Annotated in this window: 16 protein-coding genes; 14 read left to right on the forward strand and 2 right to left on the reverse strand. The window is 40.7% G+C overall.

Features of this window, described 5'->3' with window-relative positions; all coding sequences use genetic code 11:
• Positions 1-89 precede the first annotated feature (89 nt).
• Positions 90-842, forward strand: coding sequence for an SDR family oxidoreductase (locus RCG19_RS21230; RefSeq protein ID WP_308108779.1), 753 nt, complete (start codon positions 90-92; stop codon positions 840-842).
• A gap of 75 nt (positions 843-917) precedes the next feature.
• Here the strand turns inward: RCG19_RS21230 and RCG19_RS21235 are convergent, their stop codons facing one another.
• Positions 918-1,718, reverse strand: a complete 801-nt coding sequence (locus RCG19_RS21235; RefSeq protein ID WP_308108780.1) for an alpha/beta fold hydrolase — start codon at positions 1,716-1,718, stop codon at positions 918-920.
• 255 nt (positions 1,719-1,973) lie between these two features.
• On the opposite strand from RCG19_RS21235, the gene RCG19_RS21240 reads away from it, so the two are divergent.
• The 9 genes from RCG19_RS21240 (at position 1,974) to RCG19_RS21280 (ending at position 10,914) form a co-directional block, all read left to right on the forward strand.
• Positions 1,974-3,404, forward strand: coding sequence for a sigma-54 interaction domain-containing protein (locus RCG19_RS21240; RefSeq protein WP_308108781.1), 1,431 nt, complete (start codon positions 1,974-1,976; stop codon positions 3,402-3,404).
• Between the two features lie 233 nt (positions 3,405-3,637).
• Positions 3,638-4,402, forward strand: a complete 765-nt coding sequence (locus tag RCG19_RS21245; protein ID WP_308108782.1) for an SDR family NAD(P)-dependent oxidoreductase — start codon at positions 3,638-3,640, stop codon at positions 4,400-4,402.
• A 23-nt stretch (positions 4,403-4,425) separates the two neighbouring features.
• Positions 4,426-6,012, forward strand: a complete 1,587-nt coding sequence (locus tag RCG19_RS21250) for a class I adenylate-forming enzyme family protein (RefSeq protein ID WP_308108783.1) — start codon at positions 4,426-4,428, stop codon at positions 6,010-6,012.
• A 33-nt stretch (positions 6,013-6,045) separates the two neighbouring features.
• Positions 6,046-7,365: an MFS transporter gene (locus RCG19_RS21255; protein ID WP_308108784.1), complete on the forward strand. Its 1,320-nt coding sequence runs from the start codon at positions 6,046-6,048 to the stop codon at positions 7,363-7,365.
• A gap of 37 nt (positions 7,366-7,402) precedes the next feature.
• Positions 7,403-7,996 (forward strand): hypothetical protein, encoded by a 594-nt coding sequence (locus RCG19_RS21260; RefSeq protein ID WP_308108785.1) that lies wholly within the window; start codon positions 7,403-7,405, stop codon positions 7,994-7,996.
• A 1-nt stretch (position 7,997) separates the two neighbouring features.
• Positions 7,998-8,576, forward strand: a complete 579-nt coding sequence (locus tag RCG19_RS21265) for a polyhydroxyalkanoate biosynthesis repressor PhaR (protein WP_308108786.1) — start codon at positions 7,998-8,000, stop codon at positions 8,574-8,576.
• Positions 8,577-8,593: 17 nt separating this feature from the next.
• Positions 8,594-9,652 carry an alpha/beta fold hydrolase gene (locus RCG19_RS21270; RefSeq protein WP_308108787.1) on the forward strand — a complete coding sequence of 353 codons (1,059 nt, stop codon included), beginning with the start codon at positions 8,594-8,596 and terminating at the stop codon, positions 9,650-9,652.
• An 80-nt stretch (positions 9,653-9,732) separates the two neighbouring features.
• Positions 9,733-10,305 (forward strand): M20/M25/M40 family metallo-hydrolase, encoded by a 573-nt coding sequence (locus tag RCG19_RS21275; RefSeq protein WP_308108788.1) that lies wholly within the window; start codon positions 9,733-9,735, stop codon positions 10,303-10,305.
• Between the two features lie 6 nt (positions 10,306-10,311).
• Positions 10,312-10,914: a M20 family metallopeptidase gene (locus RCG19_RS21280; RefSeq protein WP_308111043.1), complete on the forward strand. Its 603-nt coding sequence runs from the start codon at positions 10,312-10,314 to the stop codon at positions 10,912-10,914.
• A 107-nt stretch (positions 10,915-11,021) separates the two neighbouring features.
• Here RCG19_RS21280 and RCG19_RS21285 read toward each other — a convergent pair whose 3' ends face one another.
• Positions 11,022-11,783: an SDR family NAD(P)-dependent oxidoreductase gene (locus RCG19_RS21285; RefSeq protein ID WP_308108789.1), complete on the reverse strand. Its 762-nt coding sequence runs from the start codon at positions 11,781-11,783 to the stop codon at positions 11,022-11,024.
• A 290-nt stretch (positions 11,784-12,073) separates the two neighbouring features.
• Here RCG19_RS21285 and RCG19_RS21290 point away from each other — a divergent pair, with 290 nt between their 5' ends.
• The 4 genes from RCG19_RS21290 to RCG19_RS21305 all read left to right on the forward strand — a co-directional run bounded on the left by RCG19_RS21290 (position 12,074) and on the right by RCG19_RS21305 (position 16,409).
• Positions 12,074-12,835 carry an SDR family NAD(P)-dependent oxidoreductase gene (locus RCG19_RS21290; protein ID WP_308108790.1) on the forward strand — a complete coding sequence of 254 codons (762 nt, stop codon included), beginning with the start codon at positions 12,074-12,076 and terminating at the stop codon, positions 12,833-12,835.
• A 239-nt stretch (positions 12,836-13,074) separates the two neighbouring features.
• The gene (locus tag RCG19_RS21295) at positions 13,075-14,130 is read left to right on the forward strand and encodes a zinc-dependent alcohol dehydrogenase (protein ID WP_308108792.1); all 1,056 of its coding nucleotides are present in this window, start codon (positions 13,075-13,077) and stop codon (positions 14,128-14,130) included.
• Positions 14,131-14,214: 84 nt separating this feature from the next.
• Positions 14,215-14,958, forward strand: a complete 744-nt coding sequence (locus tag RCG19_RS21300; RefSeq protein ID WP_308108794.1) for an SDR family oxidoreductase — start codon at positions 14,215-14,217, stop codon at positions 14,956-14,958.
• A gap of 95 nt (positions 14,959-15,053) precedes the next feature.
• Entirely contained in the window at positions 15,054-16,409 is a 1,356-nt protein-coding gene (locus RCG19_RS21305; RefSeq protein WP_308108795.1) for an MFS transporter, read from the forward strand.
• The last annotated feature ends 34 nt before the right edge of the window (positions 16,410-16,443 follow it).

Genomic DNA, 16,443 nt, shown 5'->3' on the forward strand with positions numbered 1-16,443 from the left:
TTGTAACTAAGCGATGTATAATAATGTTGTATAAAAGTTACAATATTTATTTTTTGTAACCAACTACTATGAATAAAGGAGAAATCATCATGTCAAAATTATCTACTGATACACACGATTTGAGAGTTGCGCTTGTTACAGGTGGAACTGGCGGTATTGGGCAAGCTATTGTTAAAAAATTGGCTGAGCATGGATTTGCGGTTGCCGTGCATTTTTCACGAAATTTGAAAAAAGCAGATGCTCTAGTGAATGAGATTGTAAAGCAAGGAGGGAAAGCCATATGTGTTGGTGGAGATGTTGCAGATGAAAAAGGAATGCAAGAAGTTTTCGATAGGGTTGAAGAAAGTTTTGGTGGTATTGATGTCGTAATCAATACGGCAGGTATCATGTTACTTAGCACCATCGCAGAGCTGAATTTAGCTGATTTGGATAAAATTTACCATACAAATATTCGCGGAACTTTCCTCATATCCCAACTAGCAGCAAGACATGTTCGAAAAGGCGGTGCAATAATCAATATATCCACTTCTGTTACCCGCACACAATTACCAACATATGGTGCATATGTTGCAAGTAAAGCCGCAGTTGAATCCATTACCATGATATTAGCTCGCGAATTACGTGGCAAAGATATTACAGTAAATACCGTTGCTCCAGGTCCAACTGCTACACCATTATTTTTAGATGGGAAAGATGAAAAATTAATCGGTCATTTTTCTAAAGCAACACCACTTGAACGTCTGGGTACACCAGAAGACATCGCGGACACCGTATCCTATTTGGCAACCTCTGGTCGCTGGATTAATGGGCAAATTATATTTTCGAATGGCGGTCTAGCATAAGCTTAAATGGCAAATTCAGATATGATTTAACGTGAATAGAGTAAAAAGCCGGGAATGTTCTCCCGGCTTTTCTTATTACCTACCTAAGAATTGGATAACCTTGTTGTTGACCATATCTGTCGCTTCGGTGAAGAAAATGTGTCCGGCACCTGGAATAGTAAAAAGCTCAGCTCTTTGAATCTTTTCAGCTAGGTTTACCCCATTTTTATAGGGCACCAATTCATCAGCATCACCATGGATGACGAGAGTTGGAATCGTAATTTTATCTAATTCATTAGAGGTATCATGTGCAAGACATGCTTGTAATTGTGATAAATAGCAGTGCGGAGGGGTGACCATTTCAATTCGCTTTTCAATATCTTCCTGGATTAATTCTGGATATTTTTGAATAAAGGCTTGACTATAAACAATAGGTGCTGCTGCCCATGCATTTTCTTCAGGGGTTCCAGTTAGAGCAGCTCGCGCCACCATTAATTCAGATATCTCTGGAGATGGTTGGACATGGGTAGTCCCACCTGCTGTGGTACAGCCCAATACTAATGAACGAACCCTTTCAGGATAGGCAAGTGCCAATCGTTGGGCAATCATTCCACCCATGGAAATTCCAAAAACATGTGCAGATTCAACGGAAGCGGCATCGAGGACAGCTCTTGCATCATTCGCCATTATTTCGATCGAATACGGTTTCTCCGGCATACTACTCTTCCCCACACCGCGATTATCAAAGACAATCACCTGGAAGTGTTTCGCTAGTGCAGGTAATGTTCTATGCCAGGATAGAGAATGATAGCCAAGGCCCATAATTAACAGTAAAGGCTCACCCTGTCCGTGAATCTCATAGTATAGACGGATATTTTCATGATTAACAAATGGCATAATAAAATTCTCCCTTTCTTCAATTGTCTATTATATAGGTTATTGATTTAGTGGGTAGAAAAGAACGGAGTATCTCTTACATTTTTTTAACTCTTTTAAAAAAACAGAAAAATTAGAGGGAGTTTTACAAATTTAGAGAATTATATAGTGTGGACGATTCGAAAAGGAATCATATAGATAATTTGATTTAAAAAGTAATCAGCTCTTTTTTTCTAAAATGCACATCTATTCTATCGAACTGTGGGGGAGCTTCAAATGGCCGTCAAATGTACAAATGAAAATATGTCTATGTCCGAGAAGACGAAGCTTGATGGTGTGAACAAATCCGATATGGAAACCATTTTACTTTCCATTTTTCAATCTAGTTATGATGGTATTTACGTAGCAGATAATAATGGTGTGGGAATGATGGTTAATTCCGCTTACTCAAGAATTACGGGTGTAGAAAGCCAAGAGTTACTGGGAAAGAACATGATGACGGTGGTAAAAGAAGGTCTTGTTTCAGAATCTGTTACGATGAAGGTCTTAGAGGAAAAAACAGCACAAACGATTATTCAAACGGTTAGAGGGAAGGAATTATTAGTAACGGGCAATCCTGTATTTGATCATCACGGGAACATTACCTATGTTGTAACAAACGTAAGGGATATATCTGATTTGAATTATATGAAAACAGAGCTGATACACTCAAAAAGATTGACGGAACAATATATCTATGAAATTGAAGAATTAAAAAAGAGAGAATTAATCCATATGCATCTTGATGGAGTTATCTGTCAAAGTCAAGAAATTATGAAGGTTTTTCATCTTGCAAGGAAGGTAGCAAAGGTTCATTCTACTGTCCTTATTTTAGGAGAGTCTGGTGTAGGGAAAGAAGTAATTGTGAATTATCTCCACCAAGAAAGTGATCGAGCGAATGCGCCATTGATTAAAGTGAATTGCGGCGCCATACCAAAACACTTGCTGGAATCTGAATTATTTGGCTATGAAAAGGGCGCATTTACAGGGGCTGACAGTCAGGGAAAGCCCGGTTTGTTTGAACAGGCAGATGGGGGGACTATATTTCTAGATGAAATTGGCGATATGCCCATCGATCTTCAAGTGAAATTATTAAGGGTTCTCCAAGAATTTGAAATCATGCGCGTTGGCGGCAGAAAAAGCTTTAAAATTGATGTAAGGGTCATTTCGGCGACAAATATGAATTTAGAGGAAATGGTCGATAAAAATGATTTTAGACGGGATCTTTATTACCGGTTAAATATCGTACCTATCAAGGTCCCACCCTTAAGGGAAAGGATAGCAGATATTGTTCCACTTGCTTTCTATTTTTTAAATAAAACTAATAAAAAGAATAAGTTAAACAAACGGTTTCATCATGAAATCATTCACTTCTTTGAAGAATATCGCTGGCCTGGGAATATTCGAGAGTTAGAAAATTTAATTGAAAGATTAGTCGTCACAACAGACAATGAGGAAATCGGGATGCATGATTTACCTCAAAGCATGTTACAAGGAAGGGCCCGTAAAAAGACAGAAACAAGGAAGTTAAAGGAAATAATTGCTACTGTTGAGCGGAAGCTTATCAAAGAGCAAATGGAAAAATCAAAGACCACACGAGTAGCTGCAAAAGAATTAGGGATTAGCCAATCCGCCCTCGTCAAAAAAATGCAGAAATTAGGTCTTTGATGAAAAAAGGAATCAAAAGTCAACGTTCATTCGTTGGCTTTTTTTATTGCCCTCTCGGAAAAGCGGAAAATGTTCCATATAGCAATGGGGAATAAGGAAGAGATTTCTATATTTTTGTTGCAATATGTCGAATTATTCTGTATTTTCACGCAATGTGAAATGTTGGCACAATATTTGCATTAAAGATAAATAGCACACCAACAAATAAAAGTGGATGAAGGGGAATGAAGGTTATGGAGTTACCAACATTTGATTTAACAGGCAAGGTTGCCCTCGTTACTGGAGGAAGTAAAGGGATTGGGTTTAGCATGGCACAGGCATTAGGGCATTATGGGGCAAAGCTTGTTATTTCCAGCCGAGGGGTCGAAGAAGGGGAAAGGGCTGTATCACTGTTAAAGGAAGAGGATATTGAAGCTGTCTATATCCCTTGTGATGTGACGAAAAAGGATCAGGTGGAACAGCTAGTCAGTCAAATTGTTGATCAGTTCGGCTCGCTTGATATCTTAGTGAATAACGCGGGAATGAATATCCGTAAACTCTTAATTGATGTCGAAGAAAGCGATTGGGATCAAGTTTTAACAGTCAATCTAAAAGGGCTTTTTCTTGTTGGGCAGGCCTGTGCCAAACAAATGATCAAACAAAAATATGGGAAGATCATTAACATCTCCTCCATTTTGGGATCAATCGGCATGCCATTCCAAACATCTTATGCGGCTAGTAAAGGCGGCATTAACCAAGTAACAAAAGTTTGGGCAGAAGAATTAGCCCCCTATAATATTACCGTTAATGCCATTGGGCCTGGTTACATAAAAACACCTATGACCAAAGAGTGGCTATCTGATCCTGAACGGACTGAGAAAATCACCAATGCCAGCATGATCAAGAGGATTGGAGAAACTTCGGATCTTGTGGGACCTGTGGTTTTCTTTGCCTCTGATACCTCGGCATATGTTACGGGTCAGATATTAAATGTGGATGGCGGCTGTACAGCTCGTTAACGAAATGATTAGGAGGTTAAGGTATGAATATCATCAAGGAAGTCCACTTTACTCGAGAGGTAAAAGTCTTCGAGGATCGGCCGGATACCCTATCAGCGATGTTGAAAGAGACTGCCCGTAACTATCCAGCAGGTGAGGCTCTTGTGATGAATGGAAATCGCTTAACGTATAAAGAAATGTACGAAAAAGTGGAGCAGATTGCTGGTCATTTACAAAACTCCCTAGGTGTGAAAAAGAGAGATCGGGTGGCTCTGTTATTAGGAAATAGTATTGAATTTTGTTTACTCGTGTTTGCTTGTGCTCGATTAGGGGCGATTGTGGTGCCTTTAAATACTAGATTAAAAGAAACTGAACTTTCTTTTATGATTCAACAATCGAACAGCAAGATCTTGGTGGTGGATGATGAATTTTTAGAAAAGGTCGAAGGCATGAGAGATCTTGATTCCATCGGACATGTCCAACACTTTTTCTTAATCGGACATAAAACACCAAACCGAAAAGATTATTTGCCTTTTGAAATTCTAGAACAGCCATCAACCGTTGCGGATGTGTATGTAACGGAAGAGGATCCATTATTTATTATGTATACCTCGGGAACAACGGGGCAGCCAAAAGGGGCAATCGGCAGTCATTTAGGGGCGATTCACAGCGCCATCAATTATGAACACGTATTAAAGACAAATGACAAAGCAAGAACCCTCATCGCGGTTCCGCTCTTTCATGTGACAGGCTTAATTGGCCAGCTCTTTCACATGGTGAAGGTGGGGGGGACATCCGTTATTATGAGGCGATTTAGGACAGAAGAATACATCCGATTAACTGTGGAAGAAAATGTATCCTTTCTGTTTAATGTGCCTACCATCTACATTATGATGATGGCACATCCAGATTTCTCCGTGTATAACTATTCAAAAGTAAATTGTATCGCCTACGGCGGTGCTCCGATGTCATCGGAAACGATATATAAATTGAAAAAGTATTTTCCGAATTCGTACTTGCATAATGCTTATGGAGCCACTGAGACCTCCTCTCCCGCAACCATTATGCCGCAAAAATTTCATGACTCAAAGGTAGCTTCCGTTGGACTGCCTGTTCCGGTTGGCGAAATGAGAGTGGTCAATGATTTGGATGAACCATGTAATCCCGGTGAAGTGGGAGAATTATTAATTAAAGGTCCGATGATTGTTGAAGGCTATTGGAACAATGAGATTGCCAACCAAACATCATTCCTTCACGGATTTTGGCGCTCTGGCGACTTAGCGAAAATAGATGAAGATGGGTTTGTCTATATTGTCGATCGAAAGAAAGACCTCATTAACCGGGGCGGGGAAAAGATATTCTCCATTGAGGTCGAGAATGTTATTTATAATCATCCAAAAGTACATGAAGTGGCCGTCGTAGGAGTTCCAGATCCACTCTTCGGGGAAATTGTCAAAGCGGTGATTGTCCCAAAGGCGGATGAAACTATTAAGAGCCAAGAAATAAGAGATTTTGTAGCCGATAGATTAGCAAATTATAAAGTTCCGAAACTAGTAGAATTTGTATCCGAACTGCCTCGGAATGCGGCAGGGAAAATAATCAAGAATGTACTGAAGAATGTACAGCACTAGAAAATTTTTTTACAAAAGAGAGGAAGAGATGCAATGTCTACAATTATGAAAAAGGCGTGGGGCTTTCGCTATGCGATCTTACTTATTCTTTGGTTAGTCTATATTATTAATTATTTTGATCGGATGGCGGTCTTAACCTTCCTGCCATTCATCCAGAAGGATTTACATTTAACCCCTGTGGAAGTAGGGCAGCTAGCCTCTGTGTTTTTCTTTGCCTATGCCGCTGCGCAAATTAGCGCTGGTTTCCTGGCTGATAAAATTGGTGCCAAGAAGGTTATGTATATTGCGATTACCGTCTTTACATTCGTAACTGCTTTAACTGGAATGGTGAAAACCTTCGGACAGTTTTTAGCACTCCGAATCGGATTAGGGCTTGGAGAAGGACACCATTTTGCCCCGGCCATTCGGGCCATTAATAACTGGTTCCCTCATAAAGAAAGAGGAAGGGCCGTTTCGTTTTTCGCGACATCATGGGCCGTTGCTCCGGCAATTGTTCCGGTTATCGTGACAAGTATCTCTATTTATTTCTTCAGTGGTGCTTGGAGACCAGTATTCTATGTCCTTGCTATCCCAGGAGCAATTGGAATCCTTTTACTATGGCGTTTTGTATCAGATTCACCAAGTGAAATGATTGCAAAAGGCAAATTAAGTAAGGATCAGGATGTGGATGATTCTTCAGTTAGAAAGATTTCGAAAGAAGAGAAACGAAAAAGCTACGGGATTTTCTTGAAGGATGTTAATTTTTATGTTTTTACCTTGTGCCTCTTTTGTCAATTAGCTGTTTATTGGGGAACTACGACATGGTTAACTTCCTTTTTGGTTACACAGCATGGGTTAAATCTGAAGGAAATGGGCTTGTTCGCATCTGCCCCCTATATCGTTGCCTTCTTCGCCATGATGCTCGGGGGATGGTTGATGGATAACGTTCTACATCGAATGAAGCCTGTTGCTTTGATTGGGTATATCTGCAGTATTCCTGTGTTGTGGATGCTTGGTGCCGTTGAAAAAGGAAATACAGGTCTATTACTTACACTATTATTGCTCGTTGGTTTCTTTGTTAACTTAAACTTTGGCTCCATTTATGCGTATCTGCCTAAATTATACCCAAAGGAAGTTGTTGGGAGTGCCACAGGGTTAGCGAATGGAATTGGTCAGCTGGGTGCATTTGTTTCTCCTCTCGTTGCAGGATATTTAGTAAAAGTAGGAGCTAATGGAGCACAAGATTTTAGCAGAGTTTTCATCTTCTTTGCCATCGTTTCAGCAGTTGCGGCAGTTTGTGCCATTATCTTGAAGGAAAAGAAGATTACGAATGCCAATATAAAATTGGTTAACAATGAGAAATCGGTTAGTTAGGGTTTTTTGAGAATATAAACATGGAGGGATACAAACAATGGCAGAAATCGAAAAAAATGCAACGTATTTAGAACTTTTATGGGATCAAACCTTGCAACAAGTCGATTCTTGGGTTCAACAAGCAGAATTTCACGAGGACATCCTTCTTCAATATGCAACCAATTTTGCAGAAAAGGTGAAACGAAATGAGCAAAACAGCAAAGAACTGACGGAACATCTTTCGGAAAAAGTTCGTGAGTGGGAAAAAGCATCTCGTGAAGAGCTGCTGACGACAACAACAGCTTTGAAAAACTTGTTCCCAACAAAATCATACGAGGAAATAAACAAACAATTTGATGATATCCAAAACAAAACGGCAGAATTTACCTTAACGCCCTTTACGTATCTAGCTAATGGTGAGCAAGTAGACAAGGTCGTCCATGCCTTAGAGCAATATGTTGAATGTAAACGAACCAATCGAAATCTGTTTGTGAAAAATGTAAAAGAAGCAGCTTCCATTATTCGTGAGAATCAAAATGTATTATTGGATTTAATGACAAAGCAAGTGAAAAATATTTTCTTTCCTTTTCAACAATTATATACGGTTCAAACCCATTCTTTGAAATCAAAAACCAATCAGCAGGGGGATTAACATGGCAGGTCAAGGGACTTTTGATCCATACGATTTAGTTAAAAAGTTTAGTGATCAATGGGAAAAGCAAGCAAATGAAATGATTCACTCCTGGACAAACAATCGCGAATTTGTTGGATTTTCGAAAGTGAGTTCAGATATTCAATCACGTTATCTTGAGATGGTTAAGAAAAATCAAGAGTTACTAGCGAATCAGTTACATGTACCTACCAAAAGCGATTTCGCTCATGTCGCAAAATTAGCGATTCAAACAGAAGAAAAGCTTGACGCACTCGAAGAACAAATCTGGAGTTTACAAGCTTCGATGGATACCGCAAATAAAGGGATTACTAGTCTTGTCGAAGTTTCACGAGAGATGATGAAGCTAACAAAACAACTGAAATCGGAGCAAGTGAAATACAAAAAGGATATAGAAAAAGTAAGTGAGTTTTATTTTGAAATTCAAGAAATAAGAAGTGAATTAGCCCAAAATCTTGTCTTAAAAGAGGAGATTTCCGCTCTTAAAAAGCAGGTAGATGAAAAACTGGGTAAACATAAGAAAAATGAACGGGAACTTGAACTGGCAGCTACAGCTAAGTAATCGGAGGAGGAGCAAGATTGACCACAGATACTGAAAGGAAAACCTCTTTTGATTTTGAAAAAGAGTGGACGCGTTGGAATGAATTTTTCAAGACGATTAATGGGCCAGAACTTAGTAAAGAGCTTACCCCAAGACAATGTATTTGGAAGAAAAACAAGGCAACATTGTGGCATTATGCAGCTGTTGAAAAGAAATATGATGTGCCAATATTCTTTATTTATTCCCTATTCAATCGTCCCCATATCTTAGATTTTGCCCCGGGTACCAGTGTCATTGAGGGATTAATAAACAGTGGTTATGATGTCTATTTATTAGATTGGGGAATGGCTGGTTACGAGGATAAAGATATTAATCTAGAAGATTATATTGTTGACTATATTAAAAAAAGTGTTCAACGAGTATTACGACATTCGGCTGCCGATGAGGTGTCGGTGGTCGGATATTGTCTAGGTGGCACACTAGCAGCCATGTATGCTTCGATTGCTAATGAACCAATTAAGAACCTGGTTGTGGCGACAGTTCCTATTGATTTTAGTGTGGCGGCCATTCCGGAGCATGTGGCGAATGGGTTAAAGGAAGGCAACTCCCCCTTAAACCGATTCATAGATGTTTACGGAATCATTCCACCTCATTACGTTGAGGCCATGTTTAGGTCTGTCACGTCACCCGTTTATACCAGTCCATACGTAACACTATTAACCCGCGCGAATGACAAGCGGTTTGTGGAAAAATGGCGACGGATGAACAATTGGACAAAAGGGCATGTCCCCCTAACGGGTGGCGCTTTCCAACAACTAACGAATGACCTCTTTAAGGAAAATAAACTCGTAAAAGGGGAGTTTACCATCCGTGGCGAAAAAGCCGATTTAGGTAAGATTGAGGCAAACCTATTAGTGGTGAGCTCAAAGAACGATAACCTTATACCTGAAGAGCAAAGCCGGCCATTGATGGATTTAGTTTCAAGTAAAGATAAAACCTATCAAGTAGTCGAAGCAGGTCACGTCTCTTTAGCGATATCAGGGAAATTTTCTGGTATTTTAGATCACTGGCTATGTGATCGTTCAAGGAAAAAATAGATAACCATTTGCAGCTGCCTGTGTCATGAAAATAAGAGGTAGGCAGCTTTAGATTAAATGAACAGAAGGTGGGATTTAACATGCAGGTTTTGCCATCCATTTTTGAAACGATTATTGAAAAAGAAGCAGTTCAATTTTTACAATCACTCATCCAAGTGAACAGTGTGAATCAGCCTGGAAATGAAAAAAGAGTGGCGGAGTTGATCGAGACTTATTTAGCCTCATCCAAACTTCACGTTGAAGTAGATGACCTTGGTCACAATCGGGCCAATCTATTTGTAACTTATCCAAATGGTGAAACAGATGCAAAGTATTTAATTTATAGCGGGCATTTAGATACCGTGCCAACGGGAAAGGTCGAATGGGAGCATGATCCTTTTTCCGGAAAGGTAGTTGGGAATAAAATATATGGGCGGGGAACGACAGACATGAAGGGCGGCGTAGCTGCCATGATCCTTGCTCTGAAATATTTAGAAGGTGCCGGAGTAAAACTAAAGGGAAAGGTCCAGTTTGTCGGGACCGCAGGTGAAGAGGTGGATGGATATGGGGCAAAAACAGTCGTCGAAAAGGGGCAAATTGACAAAGCTACCGCGATGGTTGTTTCGGAACCTAGTGAAAACCAACTATTTACTGCACATAAGGGTTGTCTATAGCTAGAAATCACCACAAATGGAAAAACAGCGCACGGCTCCATGCCAGACCAGGGGATTAATGCAATTTTAGCGATGAATGAGTTGATTAATACGCTCCAAACCTATCAATTTGATTACACGCCACACCCATTATTAGGTCATCCCACAATGAATATTGGGACAATCGAAGGCGGGGTAAAAACAAATGTGGTACCGGACCAATGTAAATTGACGTTAGACATCCGAACCATTCCCGGCCAGGATAAAGATAGCATTCTAGCAGATATTGAGAAAATGATCCAAGACCTCTCAGTGCGGTTTCAATCTACTTATCAAATAAAGGTCATCAATAGTATGGAATCCGTTGGTACGTATGAAACAGATGATTTTGTGAAACTTGCTGTTACTACTGCAAAGACTCATTTAAACAAGGAGCTTTATCCTATGGGTGTTAATTATTATACAGACGCATCCGTTTATTGCCCCCATTTGCACATTCCGACTATTATCGTTGGCCCTGGAGATCCAAAACTTGCACACCAGCCTGATGAATACATAGAAATTGACAAATTCATAGAATCTATCCGCTATTTTATGGCCTTGGCGATAGATTATTTGGGTGTAGGGTAAAATTTAATCAACAAGACAACCGGCAAGCTTCAAAGTCTGAGGGTTTTAAAAGGACCACAAACTTAGAGTTTGCCGGATTCATGTTGATAAAACTTATCATGTAAAGATTATTTCGCGGTAGCCCCGCCATCTATCGCAATCTCTGCACCCGTAATATAACTGGCATCGTCAGAAGCAAGGAATAAGACTAATTTTGCCACTTCTTCTGGCTGTGCTGCACGACCTAGGGGAATGCCCTGCAATGCCGCTTTTGTCAATTCAGCGTCTTCTGTCACAACCGATACCATCGGAGTATCAATGAAACCAGGGTGAACAGAATTTACACGAATCCGATCTGGGCCTAATTCAACGGCAGCATCTTTGGTTAATAAACGAATAGCCCCTTTTGATGCAGTATAATGAATACCTGCAGCACCACCGACAAGGCCAGCCATGGAGGATATGTTAACAATGGAACCTCCGCCATTTTTTCTTATTTCTGGTATCACTGATTTAATTCCCAAAAACTGACTTGTTGCATTTACGGTCATAAACTTATTCCAACTGGCTAAATCAACATCATCAATTAAGGCAAAACCGGGAGCACCGCCAATACCAGCATTATTGACAAGGACATCAAGTTTTCCATATGTAGTGACGGCTTCATTCACTACTTCTTGCCATTGTTCTTCATTTGTTACATCATGGTTAACAGCAATGGCCTCCCCGCCGTTTTCTTGAATTTCCTTAACCACTTTCTCCAATAATTCGGTTTGAATGTCGGTGGCGACTACTTTGGCGCCCTCGCTTGCAAATAAACGAGCTTCTGCTGCTCCTTGACCGCTTGCTGCACCTGTCACAATGGCTACCTTACCTGATAAACGACCCACAATAATTCCTCCTTTTGCACGAATTAAATCATGTTACCGCTTTCATTCTAGCAAAAAGGGTAAAATTAGTCATCTATATTATTAAAATATTCAAACTACTCTCCTTTGAGTAAACGGGTTTGGGCAATGCCGTTCTCCCATTTTGTATAAACCGGGTTAGGAAATTCTTAAAAATAGTAAATTTAATCGGTTGATATCCATTGAAATAGGAAAAGAGATACCCCTTCATTTGGCACAAGAATTGCAAAGTTTCGTAATAAATATATTTCATCATAAAAGGAGAGTTTGAAATGAACGATACTTTCAGTTTACGAAATAAAACAGCGATTGTAACGGGGGGAAACCGAGGATTGGGCAGGTCAATTGCGCTTGCGCTGGCAAAGGCTGGGGCTGAACTGGTTGTTGTGGGGAGAGATCAAAACAGAAATGAAGAGGTTGTCCAAGAAATAAAAAACTTGGGTAGGAATGCCATGGGCTTTAGTGTAGATCTTTCCAGGATAAACTCGATCCAACAATTTGTCCAAAATGTTCAAGAATCTTTTGGGACAATCGATATTTTAGTCAACAATGCGGGGGTATCTGCTACCAACTTTGCCCTGGACATTACAGAAGAGGAATGGGACAAGGTGATGAATGTAAATGTGAAATCCTTATTCTTTTGCTCACAGGCTGTCGCTAAAGCCATGAAGCAACAGGGCGGTGGAAAAATTATTAATGTTTCTTCTGTAGTCGGTGCAGTAGGTGACGTTGGAATAAGTCCCTATACGGCAAGTAAAGCTGCTGTTATTAACCTGACCAAATCCTTGGCACTGGAGTGGGCAAGATTTGGAATCCGTGTGAATGCAATTGGACCAGCCTATATCGAAACGGAAATGAATAAAGAAGAGCTTAGGAACGAGAAAGTAAGAAATAAGATCATTAGTAAAACTCCTATGAAAAGGTTAGGACTTCCAGAAGAAATTACAGGAGCCATCCTGCTACTGGCTTCGGATGCCGGCAGTTTTATCACTGGCCAAACCATTTTTATCGATGGCGGCTGGTTAGCTCAATAGAGGTTTTTTTTCACGGATGAGAAAGCGTGTTAATAAATTCCTAAAAAAAATACAACCTTCCAATTAAAAGCCCTTCTTTTCAACAAGTTGTATCTGGCATGAAAGTTGCAAAATGTAAAATGTATTAAAAAGTTTTTCTGATTTGATGAAAACGCTTACTATAGGGAGGTGGTCGGCTACATTTACATTTTTCACAGTGGATTTGTCGTTTTTTATTCTATTTGAAGGAGTGATATTCAATGGGAACAATGAAGGCAGCTGTTTATTATGGGCCAAGGGACATTCGGGTTGAAAAATTTACTATTCCGGAAGTTGGGCCAAATGATATTTTACTCAAGGTAAATGCTTGTGGGATCTGCGGTTCAGATGTTCATAGTTATGGAACGGGATTATATATTGAAAAAGGTCAAATCATGGGTCACGAATTCTCGGGTGAAGTAGTCAAGGTGGGTGCCCTTGTAAACGATATCGAAGTGGGTGAGAGAGGAACCGGGTTTCATTCAGGGGTGTGTGGTACTTGTTTTTGGTGCAAAAGAAATGAATTTATGCATTGTCCCAATTTATTTAAGGCATCTACCGGCTATGGTCTCCAGGGAGCGTTTGCTGAGTATTTGGTGATTCAAAATGCCATTAACGGTATTAGCTTCCACAAAATCCCTGACCAACTTGATCATTTTACAGCAGCGACGATTGAGCCGGTGTCAGTGGCCGCTTATACGGTTGACCAATGTCAACCCAAGAAAGGGGATAATGTTGCGGTTCTCGGTGCTGGGCTAATTGGCAACGCATGCATGCAAGTTTTTAAATCCTATGAAGTAAATAAGGTGGCTGTCAGTGAGGTATCAGAAATCAGGTTAGAGATGGCAAAATCATCAGGTGCCGATGTCGTCATTAATGCAGCCAAGCAAAATGTTTTAGATAGAATCAAAGAATTATATGGACCGGGTCCCTACCATTTTAACGAGGGGGCGATGACCGATATCGTGGTCGAAGCATCCGGGGCACCTTCGGCAGTTGAAGATAGCTTCGAACTAGTCCGAAGCGGCGGTGTCATTGCGTTTGTTGGACTTCCAGAAAAAAAGGCACAGCTCGATACAACCAAAATTGTCCACAAGGCGCCAAAAATTCTTGGTGTTTTGGGTGGTGATTTTCATCGTTCCATCGAATTATTAACGAGTCAAAAAGTGCAAACCAAACATTTAATCACCCATGTGTTCCCGATAGACCATGCAAAAGAAGCTTTTGAAACACAGATGAGACCGCACGAATCTGTAAAAGTTATGATTGAATTTTAATTAGGTCTTGCCACATATCTACTATTCTATACAGATGAAGGGCCATATTACCTTAGGAAGAATCTACAAGAATGGAGTTTTGTGATGAATGTATTAATTCTAGGGGGAAGCAAAGGCATCGGAAGAGCTACAGCCTTGCAATTTAGTTCAGAAGGTAATCAACTATTTGTGAATTATGCCCATGATGATGAAGTAGCATTCGTTACTGCTTCAGAAATTATGGAAAGGGGAGCGGTAGCGCACCTCATCAAGGCGGATGTCGGCGACCCGGCAGCCATTAAAGAGATGCTATCACAAATAAAAAGCAAGACTGATAGACTTGACTTAATTGTTCATTGTGCTGTAGCCATTATCCCTGGCGATGGGTTGTCCCTTTCCTGGGACGAATGGCAACGGGCCATTTCGGTCAGTAATCTCTCACTTGTCGAAACCATTCGTGAAGCGATGCCGCTGCTGCAGCATGGATCATCCATTATCGCACTTTCTAGTCGTGGTTCCGATCATGTAGGACCACGGTATGCCGCAATGGGGTCAACGAAAGCTTTTACTGAAGCCATCGTCCGTTATCTCGTGCTTGAACTGGCTCCAAAGGGCATTCGGATAAACGTGGTTTCCCCAGGCACATTGGAAACGGATGCCCTAAGGCGACTTTTCTCAGAAGAAGAGAGCGTAGAAGAATACCTTGAATATGAAAAATCACTGAATCCGAGTGGACGCGGTCTTCAATTTGAGGACGTAACACAGGTCATCGCCTTTTTGGCAAGTCCAGCCGCACAGATGATCCAAGGTAGAGTCATCCCGATTGATGGGGGACGGGGGCTGCTATAAATAGAATGCTCCTTTAAAAAGTTCTGCTTTTCAATCCTGCTTAAGTAAAGTCAGACTTTTATCTATTCACCCAAATTTGATGGAGGTGCAAGTGTATGAATAATACTGCGGCAGTTGGACAGGGTATGACGAAAAAACGGTTTACTGTTTTAGCCATTGTGTTTGTGATTAACTTTGTCGTTTGGATGGATGAAAGCGTATTTGCCATCTTGACTCCGCTATGGAGCGAATCGCTTAAATTGACTCCGGAACAAATTGGATCGGCATCTGCTGCCTATCTATTAGGCTATTTCCCTGTTTTATTTATTGCCGGTATATTGTCAGACAGAATTGGAGCTAAAAAGATGCTGTTCCTTTGTCTAGCCGGGGTATCGGTGTTGAGTGCATCGATGGCGTTCGTCGATTCTTATACAACCCTTTACATTCGAAACTTAATTTTCGGTATATTCTTCGGCTTTTTATGGGCACCATGCAATAAAATGATGGCCATGTGGCTGCCAGGCAGGGAAAGAGCGAAGTACGCTGCCATTTGGATGAGTTTTACGACACTTTCTGGGTCGATTGGCGCTCTTGTCGGACTGCCACTTGCTCAGGTTATCGGCTGGGAAAAGGTGTTCATTATTGTTTCCGTACTAGCTGTACCTTTGATTTTCTTCCTTCTTTTTAAAACGACTGACCGTCCTGAAGATTTTAAAGGCATCTCGAAAGAGGAGTTAGCTTATATTTATTCGGATCTTCCCTCTGCTGAACAACAAGCAGCCGAAAAATTCCAATGGTCCCATTTAAGAGATTTGTTTAAACAGCGAAGTATTTGGACGATGGCCATTGCCACCGGTTTAGGAACAACACCGACTTGGCTGGTTGGTACTTGGGGTGCGTATACGCTATTAAATGAGTTTAAAATCACCCCGACTAGCGCTTCCCTAATGCTATTCTTCGTATCATTTATCCCGTTTACATTGGGCTTTGTCAACGGACCGATTATCAATAAATTCTTCGGCGGAAAATGCCGCCCGGCTTTGGCTTTTGGTCCATTAGTAAGTGGTTTGGCCTTCTTAGCCGCTGCCTTGTTCAATCCGAATTATATCGTATGGGTCATTCTGATTTCCGGGTTCGGATTTTTTTGTAATCCATTTTTTTGGGGAACGGTCAATGCCTATTGGGCAGGGATAGCAAAACCGCAATATTCAGGTACGCTAAATGGTTTATCCGCGGCTTTACAGGTAGCGGTCGGCTATATTCTTGTGAATATGAGCGGTAAATGGATTAACCCAGCGGTTCATGGCCCTGATACCACGGATAAGGTTTGGATTATTGGTGGATGCGTCTTTTTAGCCACGATCGTCTTTATTTATCTATCGAAGGAAATTAGTATCAATCCCACAACAAATGCTAGCACATCAAATAATGGACAGATACCGGAAGAAAATCCTGCACCAACGACTATCTAAATTTTTCGGATACTAGTATAGTAGATTATTTTTC

Origin of the sequence: Neobacillus sp. OS1-2 (genome assembly GCF_030915505.1) — a bacterium.
In the GTDB taxonomy this organism is placed as follows: domain Bacteria; phylum Bacillota; class Bacilli; order Bacillales; family Cytobacillaceae; genus Neobacillus.

What these genes read in the sequence shown, in the direction of transcription:
- RCG19_RS21265 (WP_308108786.1), top strand. Translation starts at nt 7,998, where the DNA reads ATGGCAGGTCAAGGGACTTTTGATCCATACGATTTAGTTAAAAAGTTT.
- RCG19_RS21290 (WP_308108790.1), top strand. Translation starts at nt 12,074, where the DNA reads ATGAACGATACTTTCAGTTTACGAAATAAAACAGCGATTGTAACGGGG.
- RCG19_RS21275 (WP_308108788.1), top strand. Translation starts at nt 9,733, where the DNA reads ATGCAGGTTTTGCCATCCATTTTTGAAACGATTATTGAAAAAGAAGCA.
- RCG19_RS21230 (WP_308108779.1), top strand. Translation starts at nt 90, where the DNA reads ATGTCAAAATTATCTACTGATACACACGATTTGAGAGTTGCGCTTGTT.
- RCG19_RS21250 (WP_308108783.1), top strand. Translation starts at nt 4,426, where the DNA reads ATGAATATCATCAAGGAAGTCCACTTTACTCGAGAGGTAAAAGTCTTC.
- RCG19_RS21260 (WP_308108785.1), top strand. Translation starts at nt 7,403, where the DNA reads ATGGCAGAAATCGAAAAAAATGCAACGTATTTAGAACTTTTATGGGAT.
- RCG19_RS21305 (WP_308108795.1), top strand. Translation starts at nt 15,054, where the DNA reads ATGAATAATACTGCGGCAGTTGGACAGGGTATGACGAAAAAACGGTTT.
- RCG19_RS21255 (WP_308108784.1), top strand. Translation starts at nt 6,046, where the DNA reads ATGTCTACAATTATGAAAAAGGCGTGGGGCTTTCGCTATGCGATCTTA.
- RCG19_RS21245 (WP_308108782.1), top strand. Translation starts at nt 3,638, where the DNA reads ATGGAGTTACCAACATTTGATTTAACAGGCAAGGTTGCCCTCGTTACT.
- RCG19_RS21295 (WP_308108792.1), top strand. Translation starts at nt 13,075, where the DNA reads ATGGGAACAATGAAGGCAGCTGTTTATTATGGGCCAAGGGACATTCGG.
- RCG19_RS21240 (WP_308108781.1), top strand. Translation starts at nt 1,974, where the DNA reads ATGGCCGTCAAATGTACAAATGAAAATATGTCTATGTCCGAGAAGACG.
- RCG19_RS21235 (WP_308108780.1), bottom strand. Translation starts at nt 1,718, where the DNA reads ATGCCATTTGTTAATCATGAAAATATCCGTCTATACTATGAGATTCAC.
- RCG19_RS21300 (WP_308108794.1), top strand. Translation starts at nt 14,215, where the DNA reads ATGAATGTATTAATTCTAGGGGGAAGCAAAGGCATCGGAAGAGCTACA.